The sequence below is a fragment of the Brotaphodocola sp. genome (assembly GCF_050873365.1).
In the GTDB taxonomy this organism is placed as follows: Bacteria; Bacillota; Clostridia; order Lachnospirales; family Lachnospiraceae; genus Brotaphodocola.
This window is the reverse complement of the sequence record NZ_JBNMIQ010000019.1, coordinates 23,784-47,903: the sequence shown is the minus strand read 5'-3', so window position 1 is coordinate 47,903 and position 24,120 is coordinate 23,784. Positions and strand designations below refer to the sequence as shown.

The 24,120-nt window shown below is 48.5% G+C and carries 23 protein-coding genes and 1 pseudogene; 4 read left to right on the top strand and 20 right to left on the bottom strand.

Annotated elements, in window-relative coordinates; genetic code table 11:
* Positions 1 to 46: 46 nt before the first annotated feature.
* Positions 47 to 994, bottom strand: a complete 948-nt coding sequence (locus tag ACR0QT_RS09850; protein WP_432630622.1) for an AraC family transcriptional regulator — start codon at positions 992 to 994, stop codon at positions 47 to 49.
* A gap of 508 nt (positions 995 to 1,502) precedes the next feature.
* Here ACR0QT_RS09850 and ACR0QT_RS09845 point away from each other — a divergent pair.
* A complete protein-coding gene (locus ACR0QT_RS09845; protein ID WP_432630621.1) occupies positions 1,503 to 2,648 on the top strand; it encodes a mandelate racemase/muconate lactonizing enzyme family protein in 1,146 nt (381 codons plus the stop codon).
* A gap of 352 nt (positions 2,649 to 3,000) precedes the next feature.
* On the opposite strand, the gene hisIE is transcribed toward ACR0QT_RS09845, so the two are convergent.
* The 7 genes from hisIE to uraA form a co-directional block, all read right to left on the bottom strand.
* The gene (gene hisIE / locus ACR0QT_RS09840) at positions 3,001 to 4,329 is read right to left on the bottom strand and encodes a bifunctional phosphoribosyl-AMP cyclohydrolase/phosphoribosyl-ATP diphosphatase HisIE (protein WP_432630620.1); all 1,329 of its coding nucleotides are present in this window, start codon (positions 4,327 to 4,329) and stop codon (positions 3,001 to 3,003) included.
* 32 nt (positions 4,330 to 4,361) lie between these two features.
* A complete protein-coding gene (gene hisA, locus ACR0QT_RS09835) occupies positions 4,362 to 5,087 on the bottom strand; it encodes a 1-(5-phosphoribosyl)-5-[(5-phosphoribosylamino)methylideneamino]imidazole-4-carboxamide isomerase (RefSeq protein ID WP_432630619.1) in 726 nt (241 codons plus the stop codon).
* 24 nt (positions 5,088 to 5,111) lie between these two features.
* Entirely contained in the window at positions 5,112 to 5,699 is a 588-nt protein-coding gene (gene hisB, locus ACR0QT_RS09830; protein WP_432630633.1) for an imidazoleglycerol-phosphate dehydratase HisB, read from the bottom strand.
* A 171-nt stretch (positions 5,700 to 5,870) separates the two neighbouring features.
* The gene (gene hisD, locus ACR0QT_RS09825) at positions 5,871 to 7,163 is read right to left on the bottom strand and encodes a histidinol dehydrogenase (protein WP_177976759.1); all 1,293 of its coding nucleotides are present in this window, start codon (positions 7,161 to 7,163) and stop codon (positions 5,871 to 5,873) included.
* A 4-nt stretch (positions 7,164 to 7,167) separates the two neighbouring features.
* Complete coding sequence (hisG, locus tag ACR0QT_RS09820) at positions 7,168 to 7,821, bottom strand: ATP phosphoribosyltransferase (protein WP_432630618.1); 654 nt, start codon at positions 7,819 to 7,821, stop codon at positions 7,168 to 7,170.
* Positions 7,818 to 9,056: an ATP phosphoribosyltransferase regulatory subunit gene (gene hisZ, locus ACR0QT_RS09815; RefSeq protein ID WP_432630617.1), complete on the bottom strand. Its 1,239-nt coding sequence runs from the start codon at positions 9,054 to 9,056 to the stop codon at positions 7,818 to 7,820. Before hisZ ends, hisG begins: the two co-directional genes overlap by 4 nt.
* Positions 9,057 to 9,326: 270 nt before the next feature.
* Positions 9,327 to 10,577, bottom strand: coding sequence for a uracil permease (gene uraA, locus ACR0QT_RS09810; protein WP_432630616.1), 1,251 nt, complete (start codon positions 10,575 to 10,577; stop codon positions 9,327 to 9,329).
* Positions 10,578 to 10,934: 357 nt separating this feature from the next.
* Here uraA and ACR0QT_RS09805 point away from each other — a divergent pair, with 357 nt between their 5' ends.
* Entirely contained in the window at positions 10,935 to 11,816 is an 882-nt protein-coding gene (locus ACR0QT_RS09805; RefSeq protein ID WP_331682053.1) for a methionyl aminopeptidase, read from the top strand.
* 216 nt (positions 11,817 to 12,032) lie between these two features.
* On the opposite strand, the gene ACR0QT_RS09800 is transcribed toward ACR0QT_RS09805, so the two are convergent.
* From ACR0QT_RS09800 to ACR0QT_RS09765, 8 genes and pseudogenes are all read right to left on the bottom strand, one after another.
* Positions 12,033 to 12,380, bottom strand: coding sequence for a DUF3837 family protein (locus ACR0QT_RS09800; RefSeq protein WP_432630615.1), 348 nt, complete (start codon positions 12,378 to 12,380; stop codon positions 12,033 to 12,035).
* 153 nt (positions 12,381 to 12,533) lie between these two features.
* Complete coding sequence (locus ACR0QT_RS09795) at positions 12,534 to 13,103, bottom strand: Holliday junction resolvase RecU (protein ID WP_432630614.1); 570 nt, start codon at positions 13,101 to 13,103, stop codon at positions 12,534 to 12,536.
* A gap of 31 nt (positions 13,104 to 13,134) precedes the next feature.
* The gene (locus tag ACR0QT_RS09790) at positions 13,135 to 14,133 is read right to left on the bottom strand and encodes an RluA family pseudouridine synthase (protein ID WP_432630613.1); all 999 of its coding nucleotides are present in this window, start codon (positions 14,131 to 14,133) and stop codon (positions 13,135 to 13,137) included.
* 114 nt (positions 14,134 to 14,247) lie between these two features.
* Entirely contained in the window at positions 14,248 to 14,823 is a 576-nt protein-coding gene (locus ACR0QT_RS09785) for an O-linked GlcNAc transferase-like protein (RefSeq protein ID WP_432630612.1), read from the bottom strand.
* A gap of 110 nt (positions 14,824 to 14,933) precedes the next feature.
* Positions 14,934 to 15,710 (bottom strand): SDR family NAD(P)-dependent oxidoreductase, encoded by a 777-nt coding sequence (locus ACR0QT_RS09780; protein ID WP_432630611.1) that lies wholly within the window; start codon positions 15,708 to 15,710, stop codon positions 14,934 to 14,936.
* Between the two features lie 54 nt (positions 15,711 to 15,764).
* Positions 15,765 to 16,418 carry an HAD family hydrolase gene (locus ACR0QT_RS09775; RefSeq protein ID WP_432630632.1) on the bottom strand — a complete coding sequence of 218 codons (654 nt, stop codon included), beginning with the start codon at positions 16,416 to 16,418 and terminating at the stop codon, positions 15,765 to 15,767.
* Between the two features lie 174 nt (positions 16,419 to 16,592).
* A pseudogene (locus ACR0QT_RS09770) lies at positions 16,593 to 17,324 on the bottom strand (pseudouridine synthase); the annotation flags it as partial.
* Between the two features lie 106 nt (positions 17,325 to 17,430).
* Positions 17,431 to 18,915 carry an RsmB/NOP family class I SAM-dependent RNA methyltransferase gene (locus ACR0QT_RS09765; RefSeq protein WP_432630610.1) on the bottom strand — a complete coding sequence of 495 codons (1,485 nt, stop codon included), beginning with the start codon at positions 18,913 to 18,915 and terminating at the stop codon, positions 17,431 to 17,433.
* A gap of 155 nt (positions 18,916 to 19,070) precedes the next feature.
* Here ACR0QT_RS09765 and ACR0QT_RS09760 point away from each other — a divergent pair, with 155 nt between their 5' ends.
* Positions 19,071 to 20,300: a nucleoside recognition protein gene (locus ACR0QT_RS09760; RefSeq protein WP_432630609.1), complete on the top strand. Its 1,230-nt coding sequence runs from the start codon at positions 19,071 to 19,073 to the stop codon at positions 20,298 to 20,300.
* On the opposite strand, the gene ACR0QT_RS09755 is transcribed toward ACR0QT_RS09760, so the two are convergent.
* Genes ACR0QT_RS09755 through rsmD form a run of 3 tightly spaced genes read right to left on the bottom strand, consistent with a single transcriptional unit; the run spans position 20,185 to position 21,906 of the window.
* A complete protein-coding gene (locus ACR0QT_RS09755; RefSeq protein ID WP_432630631.1) occupies positions 20,185 to 20,805 on the bottom strand; it encodes a vacuolar family H+-ATPase subunit H in 621 nt (206 codons plus the stop codon). The genes ACR0QT_RS09760 and ACR0QT_RS09755 overlap by 116 nt on opposite strands.
* A 41-nt stretch (positions 20,806 to 20,846) precedes the next feature.
* Positions 20,847 to 21,350 carry a pantetheine-phosphate adenylyltransferase gene (coaD, locus tag ACR0QT_RS09750; protein WP_432630608.1) on the bottom strand — a complete coding sequence of 168 codons (504 nt, stop codon included), beginning with the start codon at positions 21,348 to 21,350 and terminating at the stop codon, positions 20,847 to 20,849.
* A 1-nt stretch (position 21,351) separates the two neighbouring features.
* On the bottom strand, positions 21,352 to 21,906 hold the full coding sequence (gene rsmD / locus ACR0QT_RS09745) for a 16S rRNA (guanine(966)-N(2))-methyltransferase RsmD (RefSeq protein ID WP_432630607.1): 555 nt from the start codon (positions 21,904 to 21,906) through the stop codon (positions 21,352 to 21,354).
* A 376-nt stretch (positions 21,907 to 22,282) separates the two neighbouring features.
* Here rsmD and ACR0QT_RS09740 point away from each other — a divergent pair, with 376 nt between their 5' ends.
* Entirely contained in the window at positions 22,283 to 22,489 is a 207-nt protein-coding gene (locus ACR0QT_RS09740; protein WP_177976774.1) for a small, acid-soluble spore protein, alpha/beta type, read from the top strand.
* Between the two features lie 272 nt (positions 22,490 to 22,761).
* On the opposite strand, the gene ACR0QT_RS09735 is transcribed toward ACR0QT_RS09740, so the two are convergent.
* On the bottom strand, positions 22,762 to 24,021 hold the full coding sequence (locus ACR0QT_RS09735; RefSeq protein WP_432630606.1) for an Nramp family divalent metal transporter: 1,260 nt from the start codon (positions 24,019 to 24,021) through the stop codon (positions 22,762 to 22,764).
* Between the last annotated feature and the right edge of the window lie 99 nt (positions 24,022 to 24,120).

Sequence of the window (24,120 nt, the reverse complement as noted above, 5' to 3'; positions counted from 1 at the left end):
CACTCATAAGAACTCCTCCTTAAGTTTTCTCCTTTTTATGCGATTTTCAGGCGATTCCGCCTATCCGTGTATATTCCTCAAGTTTTCTCCTCAACACCACATCCTCCGGGGTGAGAAATCGTCTCTGTTTCTCGTAGAAAAGATCATCCGGATTTAAAGATGCCCGGAATTCTGCCGGTGTGCGAAGCAGAGTCGATCGGAAACGAGCTGTCAGCGTTTTTAAGTCCGGAAATCCGTTTTTCAGTGCAATATCCGTCAGATTTTCCTTCGTGTAAGTCAGGTCGTTTAAGGCGTGCTGAAAACGCACCCGAGTCAGATATTCATGAAAATTGATTCCCACCATCTGTTTGAACAGTGTGGAGACATAGGTACGGTTATACTGGGCATAGTCCGCGAGATTCTCCAAGGTGAGCTTCTCCGTATAGTGTTCTTCCACATAGTTGAGCAGAAGACGCATCGATGCCCGCCGTTTATCGTCCTCCGAAATCAGATTAAACTGCTGAGGATCAAATTCCGTAAATAGGGTAATCAACAGCAGTTCCAGGTTTGCCTTTGCGCTCAACTGTGCATATAGCCCACCCGACTCGCCTGATTCAAGCGCATTCCAGATCTGACTGGCATAAAATCGAATTTGACAAAACCGTTTTTCCTGACGTGTTTCCGCACTGGAAAGGCAGGATGGAAACTGATAGATATATCCCTTTTTCACAAGCAATTTTAACGCATTTGCAGAAAAATGGAGTACCAGCGCACGGGTTCCCGCCTGTCGTCGCATCGAGGCGTGACCATTGCCAGGTGCGGTCAGAATAAGGTCATCTTCTTCTAACACATGGGTTTCTGTTCCACGACAGTATTCTTGAGTCCCCTGAAGTGCAATGCTCAGTTCATACTCATCCGGATGCCAGTGATAACGGTAATTCATAATGCTGTGTGCAAAACAGCGCAGATGAATATTTTCACGCAAGAGATCCATCTCATAGTTCGCTTGATTCATGTTTTTTCCTCCTTTCCTGTCATTTCTGTATTTTGATATTCAATTTTGGTATTCAAATTTCTTATTGAAAATCCAAACATTTTCCCTGTCAAAAAATTTGGAACAAAGAACAGGAAGAAAACCTTTCATCAATTTGTTTCTCCATGTATTACTCTCAGCATATCCGATGAAATCATGTCTGTCAACGATTGTTTTCAGATTTATACAAAAATCACAAACGAGAGAATCGGCAGAATGCACAAGAAAATGGTCAAGTTTTTGACAAGGTTCACAGGGGAAATGTTTTGATTTTATGTGGAACTCGATTTGGGAAAATGGGATAAAATCCCGAGGGTGAGACAGGTGTGATGTAAAAAATCTGTAAATATTTGGAGCGACAAGACGAATGGATTCTGGTAGGATAAACACAACGACATATACAATGACCGTTTTACCGCCATTTTAATAGTTTTATCTTATATTTCACTAATACTTTCACTAACGGAAAGAAAAAGAAAGGAATTCGTTTATGAAGATTACAGACGTAAAACTTCGTTTCGCAAAACACTATCTGTTTGTGCAGATCTATACCGATGCCGGAATTGTCGGACTTGGTGAGGCTGGAAACTGGGGATACTTGCAGGCGACTGCCAGCGCGATTGAAAAATTTGCCGATTATCTGATCGGAAAAGATCCGTTTCGCATTGAGGATTTCAACCAGAACTTCCTGCGTTCCGTCTATTTCCGCGGTTCCGTCATCATGAGCGCAATCTCCGCAATCGACATTGCACTGTGGGATATCAAGGGAAAAGCGCTCGGTGTTCCGGTCTACGAGCTTTTGGGCGGAAAGACCCGCGATAAGGTGCGCGTCTATGCCTCCGTCATGCATCTGACTGAGAACAACGAGGAACTCGCAAAACAATACCAAGAGCTTCAGCAGATGGGATTTACCGCTGCAAAGATCTTCTGTAACGGTCCGGTAAACGCTCCTGACGGCAAAGGGGAGTTTTTCTCAAGCCGAATTACAAGGGAAGTCGAGAAAGTGCGCATCTGCCGGGAAGCCGTTGGCGACGACTTTGACTTTGTTTTAGAAGTTCACCGTGGAATGACGCTCCCGGAGGCGGTTGCATTCGGACGTGCCGTGGAACCGTATCGCCCAATGATTCTTGAAGACCCTGTTCCACCGGACAATGTAGACACCATGGCGGAGGTCGCATCCAAAGTTGGGGTTCCGATCGCGACCGGAGAGAGAGCCATCGACCTGCGCGAATTTGAGGTTCTGATGGCGCGCCATGCCTGCCAGTATGTCCGCCCGGATGTCTGCGCAGTCGGCGGTATCACGACAAGCAAAAAGATCTGCGCCCTCGCGGAAGCACACGATGTTCTCGTCATCCCGCACAATCCGCTCGGACCGGTTTCCACCGCTGCCTGCCTTCAGATCTGCGCGTCGATTCCGAACCTTGGAATTCAGGAACTTCCGGGCTTCTGCTTAAACGGCGCGGAGGATCGAATGGTCAAAGAACCGCTTCGCTTTGAGAATGGATGCATGATGATTCCGGATGCCCCGGGTATCGGAATTGAGCTTGCCGATGACGCGGTAGAGCTTTATCCGGCAAACGAGCGCGGTAGCAACTCTGCCCGCCGTGCCTTTGACGGTTCTGTCAAAGATTGGTAATCATACCTCCAAAGAAAAACAAAGAAAAGCATCGACACAAATCGCTCGATGGATAATCGATCAGTAATCGATCATAGACAGATAATCGCTCGACACAGGAAAAAAGGACTGGCACCTGATTGCAAATCTGCAACTCACGTGCACAGCCCCTTTTTCTTTCGACTTTGTTGATGTTTTTGTTGAATAACTCGTTCTATCATCCTATCATCACGAATATGAATCAAGTTATTGTTCTAATAGTATCGAAACTTCCCCAAAAAGTCAAGGAAAGATTTCAGATTTCAAAACGGCAACGAAATCTCCAAATTTGCTCCGATTCGCGCAATCAGCGCAATCAGCGCAATCAGAGCAATCAACGGTTTGCCAATTCCTCGGTAATTTCCTCCCAGGTCACGCCTTTCTGAACCATCAGAACCATTGCGTGATACAGGAAATCGGAAATCTCATACTTGATCTCCTCCGGGTCCGGATTCTTTGCCGCAATGACAATCTCCGTACATTCCTCTCCCACTTTCTTTAAGATCTTATCAATTCCCTTGTCAAACAGGTAGTTGGTGTAAGAACCTTCCTTCGGGTGAATCTTGCGATCCTTGATGACTGCATAGACATCCTCAAATACCTTTAACGGATTCGTCTCCTTGTAATCCTTCTCTGCAAGCGTCTGGAAGAAACAGTTGTGAGAACCGGTATGGCAGGCAGGTCCGATCGGGTGAACCTTTGCAAGGATCGTATCGTTGTCGCAGTCAAGTTTTAAGGATTTCACATACTGGAAATGGCCGGAGGTCTCTCCCTTCATCCACTGACTCTGACGGCTTCTGCTGTAATAGTGCATCTTTCCGGTTCTCAGCGTATCCTCAAATGCCTGCTCGTTCATGTAGGCGAGCATCAGCACCTCATCGGTCTTGAAATCCTGAACGATGACCGGAATCAGTCCATTCGGACCGAGCTTGAAATCACTCCACGGCACAGAAGAAGTCAGCGTATCCATCTGGCATCCCATCGCAGAGAGCTCCTGTTTGAGCTCCATGTAGGAAATCTCCTCGCCCTCGATTGCAGTCAGGATCACACCCTCGCAGGTTTCTGCCTTGAGATCCTGGTAAATGGTCTCGGCAGTCGGATTCTCTGCACAGACAGCAAGATACGGAAGGCTTCCCGGCTTTTTGGCAGTCGCATCTGTCGCGTTTTCTGTCTCCGAAACAGAAGCATCAACGATCAGAAGTGAGGCTCCAAGCTGTGCAAACTCCTCTGCGCGCGCAAGTGCGTTTTCATCAGAAACAGCCACGAAGATCTTCTCATTTCCGAAACGGTTGGAAACCTCGCGGATCAGATCAACATTCTCCGGCTTGTCTGCATCGAGGAAGACTGCTTTTGCACCTGCATACAGGTACTTTTTGACGTCCTCCATGCGTTTTACACGACCACCGACAAGAATCGGCAGATCGATCACACGGGCGGTCTCCTTGATCGATCCGATAACTGCCTCATGCTCCTCATCGTTCTCAGAGAGGTCAAGAATCAAGAGTTCATCCGCTCCACTGTTATTGATCTTCTCTGCGACTGCGAGCAGGGACTCCTCTAACGGCGCAAGCGGTTTTAAAAGTTTTCCGTCTGCTCCAAGCTGAATTGCCTGTTTGTTTTTACATCCGACGGCTGTGATCAGTCGTTTTGTCTCTGTTGTCATAGTTTCCCCTCTTTTACTTTACTTATCCGTTATTATTTTTGACCCTCAAAACGCTCGATCGCGTCACGAAGTGCAATGCGGTTCTCATACAGTGCTTTTCCGATGATCGCTCCGCGAATGTGATTCTCGTTTAAGGCAACGAGATCTTCCATGCAGGAAACACCGCCGGAAGCGATGACATCAAGTCCGGTCTTCTCCGTCAGCTCTCTCGTTGCCGTTACGTTCGGACCGGAAAGCGTTCCATCACGGGAAATATCGGTATACACGATGTGTTCCACGCCATATGTCTTCATCTGAAGGCAGAGATCAGTCGCGGAGATACTGCTCGTCTTCTCCCAGCCCTCGACGGCAACCATGCCATTCTTTGCGTCCACACCGACCACGATGTGCTCCGGACCGAAGGTCTCAACCAGTTCCTTGACAAACTCCGGATTCTCCACTGCCTTCGTGCCGATGATGCAGCGGGTAATTCCGAGATCAAGCATGTAGCGGACTGCCTCTGCACTGCGGATACCACCGCCGAGCTGAACCGGAACATTGACCGATTTCACGATCTCGCGGATCGCCTCCTCATTGACCGAGTGACCGGCGAGTGCACCGTCGAGATCGACAAGGTGAAGAAAAGTTGCTCCTTCGCTCACCCAGCGCTTTGCCATCTCTGCCGGACGGTCGGAATACACCTTTTCCTGGTCGAACAGACCAAGTGTGAGACGGACACAACGTCCGCCCTTCATATCAATCGCGGGATATAACTGCATGAGTTTTTCCTCCTATGTTTTCAATCAAAGCGTGCCTTTTGTGGAGAGCACATCGGTGATGCGGGGATCAAAGCGGGTTGCCTGATCGAGAGCTTTTGCAAATGCCTTGAACGTCGCCTCGATGAGGTGGTGGTTGTTCAGACCATTGATCTGCTTGATGTGCAGATTCATCTCCGCACCGTAGGAAACCGCATAGAAGAATTCTCTGACCATCTCCGTCTCGAGATCTCCAACTTTTTCCCGGTCAAGATTCAGATCGTAGACGAGATACGGGCGACCACACAGATCCAGCGCACACAGAACCAGAGCCTCATCCATCGGAAGAATGCTTGATCCATACCGCACAATTCCCTTCTTGTCGCCGACTGCCTCGCGGATTACCTTTCCAAGCACGATACCGGTATCCTCGATCGTGTGATGGGTATCCACCTCGAGATCTCCATCGACCGTGACGGACAGATCAAAAAGTCCGTGGCGGGCAAATCCATTCAGCATATGGTCAAAAAATCCGATTCCCGTGTGAATCTCTGCCTTTCCCGTTCCATCCAGATTCAGAGTCATCTTGATCTTCGTCTCATTCGTGTTTCGCTCCATGCTCGCGATTCGTTCCATCCCGCTCATCTTTCTGCTCCCTGCTTTTATTTATTTTTTGAGTTTTTATTGATCTTCCAATTTATGTTACAATTTGTATTTCAATTTATGTTCCGAGTTCTTCAAAGAACCCTGCAAGTATCCTTCATCCATTTTTATTTTGCTTCTTGGATGTTTTATCGTTATTTATCGTTAATCCTCAAAACGAACGCGGACAGAATTTGCATGAGCCGTCAGATGCTCTGCCTCTGCAAACGTCTCGATATCCTTGTGTGCGCGCTCAAGAGCCTCTCTCGAGTAGTAGATAATGCTGGATTTCTTCACGAAATCATCGACATTGAGCGGGGAGAAGAACTTTGCCGTGCCGTTTGTCGGAAGGACATGGTTCGGACCTGCAAAATAGTCACCGAGAGGCTCGGAGCTGTACTCACCGAGGAAGATTGCTCCGGCATTCTGGATTCTCGTCATATCCTCGAACGGATTGCGGGTCACAATCTCAAGATGCTCCGGTGCGATCTCATTGACGGTGTCAATCGCCTCTTTCATCGTCTCGGTCACAAGAATGTAGCCGTAGTTGTCGAGAGACTTCTCAAGGATCTCACGGCGGGAAAGTTTCGGAAGATAGCCATCCACCTCAGCGGATACCTTCTTTGCAAACTCCATGCTCGTTGTGACAAGGATTGCGGAAGCAAGCTCATCATGCTCTGCCTGAGACAGAAGATCCGCTGCAACGAAATGCGGGTTTGCGCTGTCATCTGCGAGAACAAGGATCTCACTCGGTCCGGCAATGCTGTCGATGCTCACATATCCATATACCGCTTTCTTTGCGAGTGCGACGAAGATGTTGCCCGGTCCAACGATCTTGTTGACGCGCGGAATCGACTCGGTTCCAAATGCGAGGGCTGCGATTGCCTGTGCTCCGCCGACTTTGTAGACTTCCGTTGCACCTGCAAGGTGAGCGGCGATCAGGGTAACCGGATTGACTTTTCCGTCTTTTCCCGGAGGAGTCACCATGACGATTCTCTTTACACCTGCAACCTCTGCCGGAATGATGTTCATCAGAACGGAGGACGGATAAGCTGCCTTTCCACCCGGAACGTAGACACCGACACTCTCAAGAGCCGTCATCTTCTGACCGAGGATCGTGCCGTCCGGCTTGCTGTCAAACCAACTGCATCTCTTCTGCTTCTCGTGGTACTCACGGATGTTCTTCATGGATTTCTTCATCACAGCCAGAAGGTTCGGATCTACGAGAGACAGCGCCTCCTGAATCTCTGCATCCGTCACACGGATCGTGGAAGCATCGAGGGATGCCTTATCGAACTTTGCCGTGTACTCAAAAAGAGCCGTATCCTTTCTCTTGCGGACATCATCCACAATCGCCTGTACCGTATCCTCATACTCGGTATAATTGTTCGGATCGCGCTTTAACAGATCCGACATGATATTTTTCTTGCTCTGCTCGTCCAGTGTCACAATTCTCATCTTTTTATGCCTCCTGCTGTTCCTGAATCAGGGTTTTTAAATCACGGATAATTTTTCCGATGCGCTCATTTTCCCGCTTCATGCTGACCTGATTGACCACCATGCGTGCGGAAAGAGGACAAACCTCCTCGAGAACCGTCAGACCATTCTCGCGAAGCGTGGTTCCGGTCTCCACGATGTCGACAATCACCTCAGACAGACCGACAATCGGAGCCAGCTCAATCGAGCCGTTTAACTTGATGATCTCAACCGTCTGGTGCTTCTTGTTGTAGAAATAGTCTTTTGCGATTGCCGGATACTTTGTCGCAACGCGGATCAGCTCGTGGTGCTTTAAGCGCTCTCTCGCCTCCTCCGGACCGCAGACACACATCCGACAGCGTCCGATGCCGAGATCAAGAACCTCGTAGAGCTTTCTTCCCTCCTCGAGAATCGTATCTTTTCCGACGATTCCGATGTCCGCTGCCCCGTACTCGACATAAGTCGGGACATCCGTCGCCTTCGCAAGGAAGAAACGATAGCCGAGTTCCTCATTCGTAAAGATCAGCTTTCTGGAGTTCTTGTCCTTCATCTCCTCGCAGGTAATGCCGATCTTCTCAAACATCTCCAGTGATTTACTTGCAAGCCGGCCTTTCGCCAGCGCAAAGGTCAGATATCTCATGCCTGTACCTCCCCGTCTTCTGTGCTGTATTTTACTGCTTTTTTGCCGTCACCGTCAAGATAAATCAGCGTTTTGATCTTCTGGCGGGAAGCACATGCAAGATATTCGGAAAAACTGTGCAGGGAATCTTTTCTCAAAAGCTGTACAGACTTTTTCTCGGCACGGAACTCTCCTGCCATGCGAATTGCCTCCGCTCTTGCACTCTCCTCATAGAGAATCATCGTGTCAACGCCTGTCGTCTTCGTGCAGATCTTCTGGCGGGACAGAGCGGACATCAGGCGGTCTACCTCAATCGCGAATCCGACTGCCGGTGCGCTCTTTCCGAACTGCTCAAGGAGTTTGTCATAACGACCTCCTGCCACGATGTAGTCGCCGGTTCCGTAGGTGTACGCCTTGAAAATGATACCGGTGTAGTAGCTGTACTTGCTCAGCATGCCGAGATCATAGGAAACGTAATCGCCAAGACCGTAGCTGTCGAGAATTTCCTGAATCTTCTCAAGACGCTCAATCGCACGAACCGCGCGCAGATTGGAGGTCATCGACTTTGCGAGGCGGATCTGATCAATGTCACCGAAGAGCTCCGGAAGTTTTAAGAAGAGGCGCTTCAGTTCCGGAGACATCGTCTGCTCACTCAAGATCTCCTCAACGCCGAAGTAATTCTTGTTCTCAATCAGTTCTCTGAGCTGATCCTGAGTCTCCTCGTCCATGTGTGCTTCCTCGAGAAGTCCGCGGTAGAAATCCACCTGACCGAGCTCCACCTGAAATTCCTTGAGTCCGGTTGCCTTTAACGCATCGATTGCGATCGCGATCATCTCGGCATCTGCGTCGATCAGATCATCTCCGATCATCTCCACACCGGTCTGCGTCGCCTCCTTGAGTCTTCCGCGGTAGCTCGTGCTGTTCTGGAACGTAGAACCGAGGTAACACAGGCGCAGGGGAAGCTGTTCATCCATGAAATACTTTGCCACACAGCGCGCGATCGACGGGGTGATATCCGGTCGGAGAACGAGCGTATTGTTCTCGCGGTCGAAGAACTTGTACATCTCCCGACTGTCCACGCTTCCGCGCTCTGCCTTGAAAATGTCAAAGAACTCAAATGCCGGGGTCTCGATATTCTGATAGCCATACAGGTGAAATACATTCTGGATCTGCTCCTGTACAGCAAGTTTTCTCGCACATTCGTCTCCGTAAATGTCCCGGACACCATCCGGGGTATGCAGTAACTGATTATTCATAATGTCCTCATGTCCTCCCGATTCCTTTTCGATTCAAGTCGACGCTCACGGTGTATATTAATCTGTATAATAATCATAAAATTCACGATGCATCCCGATCCCTGGAGATCGATCAAATGAAAAAGTGTCCTGTGGCACGCACAGAACACTTTCGTATGGTACAGTGATAATATAGTAACGTGTTGTTGCTATTATATGGTAAGAATGGACAGTTGTCAACTGTATTTTCAACAAATTGGCAAAAGTTATCTGACCAGAGTTCCCATTTCTTTAGTCGTTTGTCAGATGGAAACGATCCAGGATATAGAATGCCAGGCTCATTGCCATTCCGACGATACATGCCAGAACCATTCCCTTTAACTGAATATTTCCGATGTTGACTGCAATTCCGGAAAGACCGGTGACAAAGATGACAGAAGTCAGTGCCTGATTGCGGGACTTCGCGAAATCCACCTTGGAATCAACGAGAATACGCAGACCGGATGTTCCGATCATTCCGTAAAGCAGGAATGAGATACCGCCGATAACCGGTCCCGGAATCGTGCTGATTAAGGCAGACAGTTTTCCGATGAAGGAGCAGATGATCGAAAGAACTGCGGCACCTGCGATGACGCGAACGCTGTACACGCCGGTCATTGCCATGACACCGATGTTTTCTCCGTAAGTGGTCGTCGGCACAGAACCGAGCATACCGGAAATCATTGTGGAGAAGTTATCTCCGAACAGACTGCGGTGAAGTCCCGGATCTTTTAAGAGATCTCTGCCGATGATCTTACTCGTGACAACCTGGTGACCGATATGTTCGGACGCGATGACGAGGATAACCGGGAGAATGATCAAAATCGCCTCCACGTTGAATTTCGGCGCAGTGAAGTTCGGGAGTGCGATCCAGGATGCCTGTGCAACCTCCTCAAAACTTACAATTCCACATGCGACCGCTGCAATATATCCTGCGATCACGGCAATCAGAATCGGAATTACTGAGAGAAATCCACGGAAAAGAATAGAACCAAATACTGCAAAACCAAGGGTGACAAAGAATACAATGACGTTGCTCGGATTGATCGTCTCGTCGAGAAGACCGGCATTGCTTGCAGCGGAGGAGGAAAGCTCCAGACCGATCAGTGCAACGACAGGTCCCATTGCTGCCGGCGGAAGCACGACATCAATCCATTTTGTACCAAATTTGTAGATAATCAGAGAGAGAATGCATCCGCAGAATCCGACTGCGACGAAACCGCCGAGTGCATACGGATAACCAAATTTGCTGATAACAATGCTCGCCGGTGCGAGAAATGCAAAGCTAGATCCCAAATATGCCGGTGCTTTTCCCTTCGTCACCGTCATAAAGATCAGAGTTCCGCAACCATTCATCAAGAGAACGATTGCCGGGTTGATTCCGAAGAGAAACGGTACCAAGACTGATGCTCCGAACATCGCAAACATGTGCTGGATGCTCAGCGGGAGCAACAGGTTAAACGGTACCTTTTCGTCTACCTGAATGATTCGTTTGTGTTCCATACGTTTTTAGCCTCCTGTTTTTTCCTACTTGTACTTGTATCGTACTTTTTCGGTACTTTGTATCCTATCTATTATTTCACATTTCGGAGGATTCGTCCACTATTATTGAAAAGATGTCGGTTTATTCTTGTTCGTTTTTGTAGATGGATAAGAAGGTTTTGAACGAGAATCCGTTCTTTTATGAGATTTTTTTGCCATAAAAGTTTTTACACACACCTTAGAAAATGTGCTATAATGCTGTTAAATGATCAAAATGAAATCAGAGATCGATGTATGCATATGGAATAGGATTGTAATAGGATGGGTAATCGATATCCGTATCCATGAAGGGACAATGCATCATCGATCAGGGAAAGGATGAGTGTTTTGAAGATAATTGGAAGAAATGATCCATGCTGGTGTGGAAGCGGAAAGAAATATAAGAACTGTCATCTTGAGTTTGACAGCCATTTGAATCTCTTAAAGATGGGCGGTCATCAGGTGCCGAGCCATAATATGATCAAGACTCCGGAGCAGGTGGAGAAGATCAAGGAGAGTGCTGCGATCAATATCGCGGTTCTCGACTATGTTGCAGAGCATATCCGCGCCGGCATCACGACCGAGGACATCGACCGCTGGGTTTACGAGGAGACGACAAAGCGCGGTGCGATTCCGGCTCCGCTGAACTTCGAGGGATTCCCGAAGAGCGTCTGCACCTCAATCAATGAGGAGGTCTGCCACGGAATTCCGTCCCCGGATGTTGTTCTGAAGGACGGCGATATCATCAATGTCGACTGTACCACGAACTACCATGGATTCTATGCCGATGCCTCCCGTATGTTCTGCATCGGAAATGTATCCGATGAGAAGCGCAAGCTCGTTGAGGTGACAAAGGAAGCTGTGATGCGTGGACTTGCACAGGTAAAACCGTGGGGATATCTCGGTGATGTCGGTCAGGCAGTCAACGACTATGCAAAGGAGAACGGATACAGCGTTGTCCGTGAGATCGGCGGTCACGGTGTCGGTGTCGACTTCCACGAGGAGCCGTGGGTGAGCTTCGTGACGAAGAAGGGCACGGAGATGGTGATGGCTCCGGGCATGATGTTCACGATCGAGCCGATGATCAACCTCGGACGCGCTGACATCTACGAGGACGACTCAAACGGCTGGACGATCCGCACCGACGACGGAAGTCCGTCTGCTCAGTGGGAGATCCAGGTGCTCGTGACCGAGACCGGCTATGAGCTGATCGCGTGGTAAAAGACAACCAGAGATTTTGAAGCATCAATGGTTTTAAGCATGAATGGTTTTAAAGCATAAATGGTTTAAAATATAAATGGTTTGAAGGATAAAAACGCACAAAAAGGTCATGGATGTGAATGTCCATGACCTTTTTTCGTTGAAATTTTCATTGAAATTCTGTCGACCTGTCGAATGGTTGCATGGTTGCTTTGACCAAGCCAATCCGTTCGTTAATCAGTTTGCCTCCTGCTCATAGCCGTACCGAACAAGCTCATACTTCTCATCGTCCATCCCGCCCTTTGGCTCATAGGCAAACAGGATTTCTTTTAATCGTTGCATCCGGTCGCCTGACTGAGCGGTCTGAGTGGCAACAGAAGAATTTGTCCGTGCCTCTGTCTGCTTTTTGAGATCTGCAACCATCTCCTCGAGTGTCTCTTTTCTCTCCGGAAGTGCAAGTCCTCCCATCTTTGCAAGCATTCCGATGGACACGGCACACTCGGTATCGGCACTCAGCTTCGGAGTCTTCTCAAGCGCAAGCCGAAGCCGGATATCCACAGATTGTTTTACAATTGAGAATACCATTGTTGTCCCTCATCTCCTCTTTTCTTCCATTTATCCTCTTTTTTCTCTTTTTCTTCTTAATCTTGTCTCCCCCTACCCGCACTTAGATCTTTTGAAACTTTTGATTTTCGCCCTATCATTATCGTCTCCGTGCATTGGAGGGGGAGCGCTCATTCACCCGATTTTTCCGGATGTATGCTCATGTTCCTCGGCGTCGCGCCAGTCGAGATCGAGCTGGATCGCCTCGAGATAGTGAACAAGAAATTCTTTCTTTGCATAAATGCGAAAATGATGGTCAATCTCATCGTATGTAAAACTCTTTCGCCCGCCATTTTGCATCCGCTCCCAGAAGCGTTTTAAATCGCGCAGAGGAAGGTAGTAGAGTTCTTCCTCGGACTTGAAATAGAGGATCAGAAAGGCGATCCCGCCCTGCTGTTCAAATTCCTCCATAAATGCGACCTGATGCGGGTGGACATTTGCAAGTGGAAATGTGCGGACCGCGCACTCTTTTGCGTCGAAACAGACCGGAATTCCCTGAACCGCTCCGATATAATCGACGGTACTCTTCTGGTCAAAATACGCAAGCGTGATATGGCGCGAGGATTTGTCGATGTTGATCGGCGTGATCGGGGTCGGAATTTTCTGGATCAATGCCAGATGTTTTTCGCGGTAAAGATCATTTGTGCGGTTGATCATATCCTCGAGGATTGATCCTCGCAGTCCACGACTCTTCCAGGTTCCCATGCCGTTTCAAGCCTCCTTTTCCTCTACGTTTCTACTTATTTCGCGCCTCTTCCATACAGGTCTCTAACAGTTCCTGACCAAACACCGCAACGAATGGCTTCGGAGCCGGTGCAAACACGCGCTTGCCCTCCAGATAAGAGAATGGATCATCCAAATGTTTCGGAAATTCCATCTCAAATGAGTGAAGCATCTGGGACGTGATATGAAAACGCTTCTTTGCCTCCTCGTTGACAGCAGGATTTCCATACTTGTAATCCCCGACGAGCGGATGACCGATCGATGCGAGGTGTGCGCGGATCTGGTGGGTGCGACCGGTGATCAGCGTGACCTTCAGGAGCGTATATCCGTTCGCCTCCCCGACCGGAACATACTCGGTCTGGATCGGCAGAGCATCCTTGTGCTCCTTCTCAAAAACGGTCACCTGATTTGTCTTCTCGTTTTTATAGAGCCAACCGCTGATGTGCTGACGCTCCCGCACGCTTCCCTTTACCGCACACAGATAGTACTTGTGCAGGGAGCGGTCCTTAAACATCGCAGAGAGCATCTGAAGACCTGCGAGAGACTTTCCTCCGGCGACAAGACCACTCGTGTTACGGTCAAGGCGATTGCAGATCGACGGGCGAAAACTGCGAAGCTGGTCCTTCGTGAGCTGACCGGAATCAAGCAGATAGTCAATCAGATATTCGACAAGGGACTCATCGGTCTCCTTTGCCTTTTGGGAGAGCATTCCAGACGGCTTATTGATCAGCAGGATATCCGAATCCTCATAGATGATATCCAGCTTTTTCTTGACAACCTTCTGCACCTTCACCTCAGAAAACTTTTCGATCGTCTCATCTGCGAGAAACAGGCGAACGAGATCGCCCTGCTCGAGTTTTTCCGCTCCGGTACATTTCTTTCCGTTTAAGGTAATGTTTTTCTTGCGCATCATCTTATAAAGAAAACTTTTTCCGGCAAGATTCAGATATTTCGCCAGCAGTTTGTCGAGACGCTGACCTGCCTCATTTGCGCTAACATGAATTTCCTTCATAATGAAATCCTTTCGTTAAGTCTTTCGTTTGATCTTGATTTTTTCGTGATTTCTTTTCTTTGTTCTTCGCGTTCTTGTTCCCGTTCGCTCTCTTTCTGCTATCCTTCCCGTCGTTTACATGGAGAGATTTTTCAGAAGACGGGATGCATACTCTATGCTTCCATCATCCTCGTAGGAATCTGTCGGTTTCAGGCTCTCCAGACGCTTGAAAAATCCATGCTCATCCGGAATAATCTTAAAGTTCAGCGTCATCTTGTTTGCACGAAGCAAGTCGGAAACCGCCTGCTCTGCCTTTGCCGTCTTGAGATTCTTCTTCGGGCAGTACGCATAGATTCCCGCCGGATGCACGATCACCGCATCAAACGGCAGGACATACTCTTTCGTCGTCACAATCAGATCGTAGAGAAGCAGGGTTTTCTTTTCATAGGGCACAAGTTTCTGGTGGAATGATTCACTCGGAGTCCGGTAATTCCACGACGCAAGAAGCGGGGACGCCATGTTCGCCATCGGAAGTACCGTCAGAATCGCCATCACAGTCAAGACATTTTTCGTCGCCTGCTCACTCGCAAAATGACGCGCGAAAAGCTGAGCAAGAATGGCGAGAAGCAAAACTCCAGTGATCATCAGGCGCATCCGCCGGTTTGTCGTGCGGTATCCGTACTCTCCCTTTTCTTTTTTCTTTTGTCTCAATCTCTTTCATCCTTTCTAATCTAACTAACTTTTTTAACTTTCTAATCCTAATCCGTTTCCTATGCTTTTTTATGCCTTTTAAGTTTCGTTTTCTTATGTTTCATTTAAACTCAGAGATGTCGCATAAGTGCAAGAATCCATGAATGGGGAAGAACTTTGCATAACACAAAAAACGATTTCATCCACGGACCATAAACGGAAATCGCCTTGCCCATCATGCTGTCACGCAGGGCAAGACGCACGACCTTGCGTGGGTCTGCCATCGTAAGACGCTTATAGAGCGGAATCTTTCCTGTCGTCTCTGCAATATCAAAAAACTCCGTCTTAACGGGTCCCGGGCAAACTGCGGTCACCAAGATTCCTCGTCCGCGCAGTTCCTCGCGCAGTGCCCGGCTGTAACTGAGCACAAAGGACTTTGTCGCCGAGTAGATTGCAAATCCCGGCTGAGGAAGAAAGGCAGCGGACGATGCAAACTGGATGATCCGGCTGTTGGATGGCATGTACGGGAGCACCATGTGCGTGACTGCGCAGAGTGCTTCTACATTTAACTGAACCATCCCCGTCTCACTCTCAAGATCAAGCTCCCCGATCTTTCCGATTTTTCCAAATCCCGCAGAATTGACCAGCATGCGAACCTGCGGACGGTGCGTCTCAAGCTCGTGCGCAAGCAAAGTCCGATCGTCCGCATTTTGAAGATCAAGAGGCAGGATGTGCAGGGGCACCGGCACCTGACTTTGAAGTTGTTCGAGCCGTTCTCTCCGTCTCGCAATCACCCAGATCTCCGAAAATTTCTCTCCAAAACGGTCTGCAAGCTGAATCACCGCTTCCCGCCCCATTCCAGAGGAAGCCCCTGTCACAATCGCAATCGGTTTTGAGTTGTTTTTCATGTGCTCATCCGTCCTTTCTCCGTTCTCCATGATTTTTCGTTTCTATTTCTAAATTCAGCGAAAAAGTTCCTCATAGTCCTCGATGAAGTAGTCTGCAAGCTGTTCTTTCTCCGCTCTCATCTTTGTGGAGAAGTCATCCTCCACCGCACAGACCTCCATTCCGGCGGATTTTCCTGCCTGAATTCCCGCCGGAACATCCTCAAATACCATACAGGAGGCAGGTTCTACGCCAAGACGCCTTGCAACCTCCAGATAGATGTCCGGGGCCGGTTTGCCATTTGCGACCTCACAGGCAGTCGCGACAACCTGAAAATACGGGCGAATCTCCAGAGATTCCAGTACCGCTTCCACCATCGCCTGTCCGTTGCTCGTCGCAATTCCCGCAAGAATCCCGTGTTCCTTTAAATATTCGAGAAATCTTCGCGCCCCTTTCTTTAATGGAACTTGGGAGCGGTATTTTTCCAGACTCATCTCCACCCACGCCTGTTTGATCTCATCGAGGGATTTCGGAAGCTGAAACCGTTCCTTGAAATAAACCGCTGTCTCCGAAAAGCTCATGCCTTCAATCGTTTTCTCAAGATCTGGCGGACATTCCAGTCCAAAACCGGAGAGATACTCGATATCAATCTGATGCCACATCCACATCGAATCCACAAGCGTTCCGTCAAGATCAAACAAAATGGCCTTCTTGGTATTTACCTTTTCCATAACCCTTTGCCCATTCAAATTCGTTTCGGCATTTTCCAGTGTCGGATTTGTTATTATTGTATTTGCCATTACTGTATTTGCCCTTGGTGCACTTGTGGTGGTTGTATTTGCATTTTCCATTGTCCTATCTGCATTTGTGGTGACTTCATGTTCTGTGGTCGCAATTCCAGGCTGTCCATGCTGTTGAAGCGCGGATACTTCCTCTGCGGTCAGACGTCGATACTCTCCCGGAGCCAATGTCTCATCCAGTTTCAAACTTCCCATTGAGAGGCGTTTTAAGTATTCTACCCGACATCCGAGCACTTCAAACATCCGCTTTACCTGATGGAATTTTCCCTCCTGAATCGTCAGCAGTACTTCCGAAAGAGATGAGGAATCCTGTGCCAGATGAAGGATTTCCAGTCGTCCCGGTTTTACCTCCGTCCCGTCCTCCAACGTCATTCCCCCTGCCATCTGCTCTTTCGCATCTGCCGGGAGCACGCCGGAGATCTTCGCATAATACTGCTTGTCGACATGTTTTCCGGGGGCAAGAAGGCGGTGCGTGAGATCCCCATCGTTTGTCAGAAGCAGAAGCCCCTCTGTGTCGATATCAAGTCTGCCGACCGGAAACAGATCTCTGCGATTTTCCCCGCTCAACAGGTCAATGACGGTCTTGTGTCGTCCATCTTCCGTCGCGGAAATGACGCCCTGCGGTTTATAGAGCATGTAATACTCATATGCGTGATACAGAATTTTCTCCCCGTCAAACGTCACTTCGTCGCGATCCGGATCAATCTTGCGGTCTGTCTTCTTCTCCGTCTGTCCGTTGATCTGAATGCGTCCCTTTTTTCCTGCTTCTCGAATCTGACTGCGACTTCCCTTGTTCATATCCGCCAGAAATTTATCGAGCCGAATTGGTTTTGCCATATATTTCCTTCTCCATTTCTAAATTGCGGTTGCCCGCTTCCGGTTGCGATCGAGCTTTCTATTTCCTGCTTACTGCTTTTCATTGCATTTAATTGCGTTTAAACCATTACTGCCAGCGCCATCCCGGATAATACTTGTTCTTTAAAGAGCCACCTGCGTATTTTGCCCAACCGAGCGGATAATTGTCGACACAGACAAGCACCCAACCCTTTTTCCATTTTATCTCATCTTCCTCAAGCGCAATCGTCTCGCCTTTTAAATAACGGATCACGCGGTCATCCGCACAGGAAAGATTCAGGGTCTGGCGGAAATCGGAAGCCTTCATCGCCATTGCGACAGCCTGTGACGGCTCAAAACGCTTTCCCTTCCACTCACCAAGCAGAAGTCCGGTGCGAAGATAGCGAAGATTCCAGGACGGGTCAAATGCCTCCGGAAGCAGGTAAACGCAGTTGTTCTTGATCATCATGCGCCTGCGGTCAAACGGTTCTGCACACTGTTTTTCCCATTCAAGGAAATCGCTCTCCTTCTCCATGAGCTTGATCTCTTTCTCGTATGGATTTTTGCGAGGAATCGCTTTGCTTTTCTTTTTTCGATTCTGATTCTGCGAATTTGCGACTGTTTCCGTTACTTCCGCTGCTTCCACGGATTCCGTTAAATTTGCTCCGGATTCAGATTCTTCTGCGGACTTAGATTTGCTCTCCTGTGCAGGTTTCTTTTGCAGGAGTGCCAGAAAATGTCCCTCTCCGCGAATCTTGTGCGGAAACAGCCGAACAACCTGCTCTCCATCCATTCCGCCGACTGCACCGTCCCAGAGAGGGATCGGAACAAGCTCCATTTCCGGAAATTCTTCAAGAAGCCAGTGGATTACCTCCTCATCCTCAACTCGCGCAAAGGTACAGGTCGAGTAGAGAAGAAAACCGCCCGGTTTGAGCATCCGTACTGCCTGCGAGAGGATCTCTTTCTGGATCGGCGCATACTCTTCCGGTCCGCGCTCCTCCCAGGAGCGGATCAGATCCGGATCTTTGCGGAACATTCCCTCTCCTGAGCACGGGGCATCCACGAGAATCCGATCAAAAAACTCTCCGAAATTCTCGGCGAGACGTTCCGGCGGATCGCTGACCACGCAGATATTCGGGATGCCAAAAAGCTCCAGATTCTTTAAAAGTGCCTTTGCGCGCGAATTGCTGATGTCGTTTGAGACGAGAAGTCCCTCTCCCGCAAGGCGAGCGCCAAGCTCAGTGCTCTTTCCACCAGGAGCGGCACACAGATCGAGGACACGATCTCCCGGGTTCGGCGCCAAAATCTGCGCCGGCGTCATCGCACTCGGCTCTTGCAGATAGTAAAGACCTGCAAAATAGTAAGGATGTCTGGCAGGGCGCAGTTCATCCGGATAGTAAAAGCCATTGTCCGTCCATGCCACCGGCTCACAGCCCTCAAACGGATTGATCTCGGACCAATGCTCGGCGGTTGTCTTTGTGCGGTTGATTCGCAGACCCTGGTGCGGAGTCTGCTCGTAGGAGGCAAGCCATGCCTCGTAATCCTCCCCGAGGAGAGTTTTCATCTCATCTAAAAAACGCTGTGGTAAATTCATTTATTTCTCCTCACCTATCCTCATCAATTCCTATTAAAAATATTTCAAATAGGATTTCTGATCATTTTTCGTTTTTATGATCCATCATCACAATCCATCATGATCCACAAAATTTGGCATATATCAGTAGAGAGAACGCAAAAAGGAAAAATCGGATGCTGTCCTGCCTCTCCATTCTCATTCTCGGTCTGCTTCTTGCCTTTCCCGCGCTTGCCGTTGAGGGGGCATCTGCCGGACTTTTGCTCTGGTTTAACGTCGTTCTTCCGACGCTCGCCCCGTTTATGATCTGTACAAGAATGGTTTCTGTTCTTGGGGCGGAACGTCTTCTGATTCGCCCATTTTATCCGCTGATTCATGGAATTCTTGGATTTTCCGAGCCGGGATCTTATGTCCTTCTCTGCGGTCTTCTCTGTGGCTACCCGCTCGGTGCAAGGCTCTGTGCGGAAAAGCTCAAGAGCAAAGAAATCTCTCTTTCTGAGGCGAGATGTCTGCTTGCGACGGCAAACCATCCGAGTCCGATGTTTCTGCTCGGATTCGTAAACCGGCAGGTAGTCCGTGTGTTTGAGCACCCGGGTCTGTCCTCGTCCTTGTCTGCTTCGTCTTCTTTACCTTTTTCATACTTTCCGTGGCTGATTCCGCTTTGCCTGTACCTTCCGGTGATCCCGCTCTCCTTTCTCGCGAGGCATTTCTACCAGTTTGAAAAACGGGATTCTCAAGATTCCCAGAACTTCCAAGATCTTCAAAATCCTCAGAATCCTCAGAAACATCAAGAGCACCGAGAGCACCAAAAAGATCAAGTTCAGGTGCATCCTCAAGTCCATCAAAAAACCCATCCATCCTCTGATCATCGCGACGGGAATCCTTCCTCCAATCCTTCCGGTGTTTCTGTGGAGGATGCGATCTTTTCCACCGCTCACACGATGGTTCTGATCGGCGGATGGATCATGCTGTTTTCGATTCTCGCCAAATGGGTGCAGACGATTCCTTATTTTTCCCCTCCGATCAAGGCAATCCTTGGTGGAATCGCAGAAATCACGACCGGAATCCCGCTCCTCTGCTCTGCTTTTTCGGGAAGCCCAACGCTTTGCCTGATTCTTGTAACGCTCTGTGTCGCCTTTGGCGGGGGATCAGGAATTTTTCAGACGCGAAGCGTTCTTCTTGCAAATGCCACCGAGAGAACGATGCAAGATAAGCAAAAAAATGCCGGATTATCCATCCGGCATTATATCCTGTGGAAGGCACTTCATGCCTTGCTCGCAACGGGAACTCTTATTTTTCTTCTGTGGATACTTCCTGAGCTGGAGCGGGTGCTACCGGCTGTGCCTGCTCTTCTGCAACAGGCGCATTGGATACTCCTGCAGAGAGCTCATTGCGGTTTGCTGTGACAATGTCATAGGTAGACTGCAAGGAAGCGTTGAATGCCTCAAGATGTCTTCTGGACTCCTCCATCGTGTGGCTCATGATCGTCTGAAGGCTTCTGAGCATATCGTCGGTGTAGTCGATTGCGCCCTGACGGATGCTGTTTGCATCAACGGCTGCGCTGTCCACGATTGCCTGAGCCTGCTGCTGAGCCTCCTCAACAACACGATTTGCCTCTGCATATGCCTTCTGCATGATCTCATGCTCATTTACCAGCTCATTGGTCTGAGCGGTTGCATCTGCAAGGATCGCATTTGCCTGGGTGTGAGCCTCGTTGATGATTGCTTCCTGATTGCTGATGATCTTCTGATACTGCTTGATCTCATCTGGAATGCGAAGGCGCAGTTCCACTAAAAGCTCCTCCAACTCCTCTTTGTTTACCAGAATTTTCGTGCTGGACAGAGGCTGAAACTTACAGCTGTCAATATATTCTTCAATTTCCCCGATTAACTGTTCAATTCTGCTCATGATAAATTATCTCCTTACCGTACCGTATATTGCTATTGGTATTGCTATTGGTGCTTACCCGCAGTCATCCGCTCTCTGAATTTCTCCCGTGTCCGCTCTGCCACCATCGGATGAAGGAAGGCATCGATGTCGCCACCGTATCCCGCAATCTCCTTCACAATGCTGGAACTTAAATAGGAATATTTCAGGTTGGTTGTCAAAAAGATCGTATCAATATCTCCGGCGATGACCCGGTTTGTCTGTGCCATCTGAAGCTCGTACTCAAAATCTGTAATCGCTCTGAGACCTCTAACAATCACATTTGCGTGATTCTGATGGACAAAATCAACAAGAAGTCCGTCAAACGACATGACTTCCACATTGTCCAGATGGGAAGTTACACTCCTTAACATATTAACACGTTCCTCAACAGAAAACAACGGAGTTTTTGAATTATTCTGCAAAACTCCAATGATTACATGGTCCATCATCTTTGCCGTCCGCTCGATGATGTCCAAATGTCCAAGGGTAACCGGATCAAAACTACCCGGATAAACTGCTGTTGCCATTTCATTCTCCTCGATAGACAAACAGATGTTTGTTTGTCTTGTATGTTTTATTTTTCTCCAGAACAAATCCAAGCGATTCCAGATAGTCGAAGGAAGTCTCAAGAGAGGCCTCGATGATGATCGTGCTCTGCTTGTCGATCAACGTGGAACCTGCCAGATACTCAAGCATCTGTCGCTCCAACTCGTGATTGTAAGGCGGGTCCATAAAAATATAATCAAATCGATACTTTCCTTCTAAACGTTTCAGGGCAGTCAGTGCGTCCGTGTGCATCACAACTGCACGGTCCTCGAGGCGGGTTGCTTTCAGATTCTCCCGTACAATCTGTACCGCATCTGCATTCTGTTCCACAAACACCGCTGTCTTTGCGCCACGGCTGAGCGCCTCAATTCCGATTCCACCGCTTCCGGCAAACAGATCCAAAAAGGTGCAGTCTGCCAAGTCATACTGGAGCATATTAAAAAGAGTCTCTTTGATTCGGTCCTGGGTAGGTCTTGTATTCATCCCGTCCAGCGTTTTTAAAGAAACGCGTCTTGCGCTTCCGGCAATCACTCGCATTGCTTCTCTTCTCCTCGATTTCTTTTCTTGTCTTTTCTTCACTTCGACAAATTTTCATGTACCATTATATAGGGAAATTTTCCAATACACAAGTTGTTTTTTTCTTTGAACATGGTTTTCACGGCTTGGGGCGTATTTCCGCGAATTCTTTGAGTTTTTTCGATTTTCGGTTATCTATTTCAGATTTCAGAGTGGATTTTAAGGCGGATTTCAAGGTGGATTTTTCAAGTTTCTGACAAATTACGCAGAAGATGCTAGTGTAAGATTCCTTTTGAAACACATACTAACATCGTAACCAAACACCAACCAGTCACAGAGCAGAAGAATTTCCATTCGCCTGCTGTGTGGCAGGCAAAATGGAAAGGAGGCCATATTTATGGCAGGAAAATCTTCTAACAGAGCAGAGGTACCGGAGGCAAAAGAGGCACTGGATCGTTTCAAGATGGAAGTAGCCGGTGAGCTGGGTGTTCCGCTGACCAACGGTTACAACGGAAACTTAACCTCCGCTCAGAATGGTTCTGTCGGCGGATATATGGTGAAAAAGATGATCGAGGCGCAGGAAAAGCAGATGGCCGGCAAGTAAGATCTCAAACAAGTAAGATGAGATCTTAATAAGATCTTAAATGGACTTCGGTCAAATTCAGAGTTATTTCATTTTCAACGAAAAAACATGAAAAAAAGAGAAGCTCCGGTGTTTCTTACCCGGGGCTTCCCTCTTTTCCTCCCTCTCTTCCTTCTTTTCTTAACGTTTCTCAGTTTCTCAACTTTTTTACTTTTAAGTTTCCTTTTTTGCTTCTTTACCTCTAAAATTTTCTCTGATTTCTAATTCTAGTTCTAGTTCTAAGTCTCAGGTTCTTAAAATCCCGTAACCAGAAGACAGATATTTAGTCCGATTACCGTCACTCCGATCAGGACAAGCAGAAAAAGATCGAGGCGACTGTTTGCAAATTTTCCCATCACTTTTTTCGAGGAGGTCAGATAGACCAGCAAAATGATCGTGATCGGAAGTTGCATCGACAGAAACATCTGGCTGTACACAAGCCCCGTGAATGGATCTCTGATAAAGAAAATGATTGCGAGGGACAGAAGAAACAGTACGATGATGCCGAGTCTGCTGTGCCGGTCTCGGATGTCATAGGGTTCCTCAAAAATGCCTGCTGTGATACTTCCTCCCGCCATTCCGGCTGTCACGGAGGAACTGATTCCCGCCATCAAAAGGGCAACTGCGAAGATCACGGAGGCAGCGGGACCAATTAACGGAGTCAGCATTTTTGCCGCCTGTTCGAGTTCGCTCACCTGCTCTCCCGCCTGAAAGAACGTGGACGCAGCGACAATCAGCATCGCACTGTTAATCGCCCAGCCGATTCCCATGGAGAGCAACGTGTCAAGAAACTCGTACTTGAGCTGTTTTCGAATCACAGCCTCCTCCTGTACGTTCCACTGACGGCTCTGAATTACTTCCGAGTGGAGAAACAAGTTGTGTGGCATCACAACCGCGCCGAGCACACTCATGATTACCGGCATCGAACCCGTCGGCACGGACGGAACGACCCAGGCGCGCGCAGCCTCCGGCCAGTCAACTTTTACCATCAGAATCTCAATCAGGAACGCAAGACCGATCAGGGAAACAAATCCGATGATCCATCGCTCCAACTTTCGGTAGGAGTTTGTCAGAAGCAGTCCCATCGAGACCGCCGTCATCAGCACCGATCCAAGTTTTACAGGAATAGAAAACAGCATAGAGAGCGCAATCGCTCCACCGAGAATCTCGGCAAGAATCGTTGCCGTCGTTGCCATCAATCCGGTCAGAAGAGCAAATCGCCCCAGCCATTTCGGAAGATATTTCGTGGCGCTCTCCGCCATACAAAGTCCCGTGACAATTCCAAGATGAGCGGCATTGTGCTGTAAGATAATCAGCATGATCGTCGACAGCGTGACCATCCACAAAAGTGCATAACCGTAATCCGATCCGGCAGCGACATTGGAAGCCCAGTTTCCGGGATCAATAAAACCGACTGTCACAAGCAGACCCGGACCGATATATTTCAGGATCTCGAGTCCGCCGTTTTGTTCCTTATGCATACCGCCTTCCAGCCAATTCTTTAATTTCTTCATTATTATGCTATTCCTTTCTGATTTCCGATTCTACCATAAAAATCGAAAATGCAGAAGAGATTTTCACCCTGCTGAGAAACTATGGCTGTTAAGCGGTTT

Bases quoted from the DNA above. Each gene is read 5' to 3' on its own strand.
- ACR0QT_RS09850 (WP_432630622.1), bottom strand. From the start codon at position 994: ATGAATCAAGCGAACTATGAGATGGATCTCTTGCGTGAAAATATTCAT.
- ACR0QT_RS09845 (WP_432630621.1), top strand. From the start codon at position 1,503: ATGAAGATTACAGACGTAAAACTTCGTTTCGCAAAACACTATCTGTTT.
- hisIE (WP_432630620.1), bottom strand. From the start codon at position 4,329: ATGACAACAGAGACAAAACGACTGATCACAGCCGTCGGATGTAAAAAC.
- hisA (WP_432630619.1), bottom strand. From the start codon at position 5,087: ATGCAGTTATATCCCGCGATTGATATGAAGGGCGGACGTTGTGTCCGT.
- hisB (WP_432630633.1), bottom strand. From the start codon at position 5,699: ATGGAACGAATCGCGAGCATGGAGCGAAACACGAATGAGACGAAGATC.
- hisD (WP_177976759.1), bottom strand. From the start codon at position 7,163: ATGAGAATTGTGACACTGGACGAGCAGAGCAAGAAAAATATCATGTCG.
- hisG (WP_432630618.1), bottom strand. From the start codon at position 7,821: ATGAGATATCTGACCTTTGCGCTGGCGAAAGGCCGGCTTGCAAGTAAA.
- hisZ (WP_432630617.1), bottom strand. From the start codon at position 9,056: ATGAATAATCAGTTACTGCATACCCCGGATGGTGTCCGGGACATTTAC.
- uraA (WP_432630616.1), bottom strand. From the start codon at position 10,577: ATGGAACACAAACGAATCATTCAGGTAGACGAAAAGGTACCGTTTAAC.
- ACR0QT_RS09805 (WP_331682053.1), top strand. From the start codon at position 10,935: ATGAGTGTTTTGAAGATAATTGGAAGAAATGATCCATGCTGGTGTGGA.
- ACR0QT_RS09800 (WP_432630615.1), bottom strand. From the start codon at position 12,380: ATGGTATTCTCAATTGTAAAACAATCTGTGGATATCCGGCTTCGGCTT.
- ACR0QT_RS09795 (WP_432630614.1), bottom strand. From the start codon at position 13,103: ATGGGAACCTGGAAGAGTCGTGGACTGCGAGGATCAATCCTCGAGGAT.
- ACR0QT_RS09790 (WP_432630613.1), bottom strand. From the start codon at position 14,133: ATGAAGGAAATTCATGTTAGCGCAAATGAGGCAGGTCAGCGTCTCGAC.
- ACR0QT_RS09780 (WP_432630611.1), bottom strand. From the start codon at position 15,710: ATGAAAAACAACTCAAAACCGATTGCGATTGTGACAGGGGCTTCCTCT.
- ACR0QT_RS09775 (WP_432630632.1), bottom strand. From the start codon at position 16,418: ATGGAAAAGGTAAATACCAAGAAGGCCATTTTGTTTGATCTTGACGGA.
- ACR0QT_RS09765 (WP_432630610.1), bottom strand. From the start codon at position 18,915: ATGAATTTACCACAGCGTTTTTTAGATGAGATGAAAACTCTCCTCGGG.
- ACR0QT_RS09760 (WP_432630609.1), top strand. From the start codon at position 19,071: ATGCTGTCCTGCCTCTCCATTCTCATTCTCGGTCTGCTTCTTGCCTTT.
- coaD (WP_432630608.1), bottom strand. From the start codon at position 21,350: ATGGCAACAGCAGTTTATCCGGGTAGTTTTGATCCGGTTACCCTTGGA.
- rsmD (WP_432630607.1), bottom strand. From the start codon at position 21,906: ATGCGAGTGATTGCCGGAAGCGCAAGACGCGTTTCTTTAAAAACGCTG.
- ACR0QT_RS09740 (WP_177976774.1), top strand. From the start codon at position 22,283: ATGGCAGGAAAATCTTCTAACAGAGCAGAGGTACCGGAGGCAAAAGAG.
- ACR0QT_RS09735 (WP_432630606.1), bottom strand. From the start codon at position 24,021: ATGAAGAAATTAAAGAATTGGCTGGAAGGCGGTATGCATAAGGAACAA.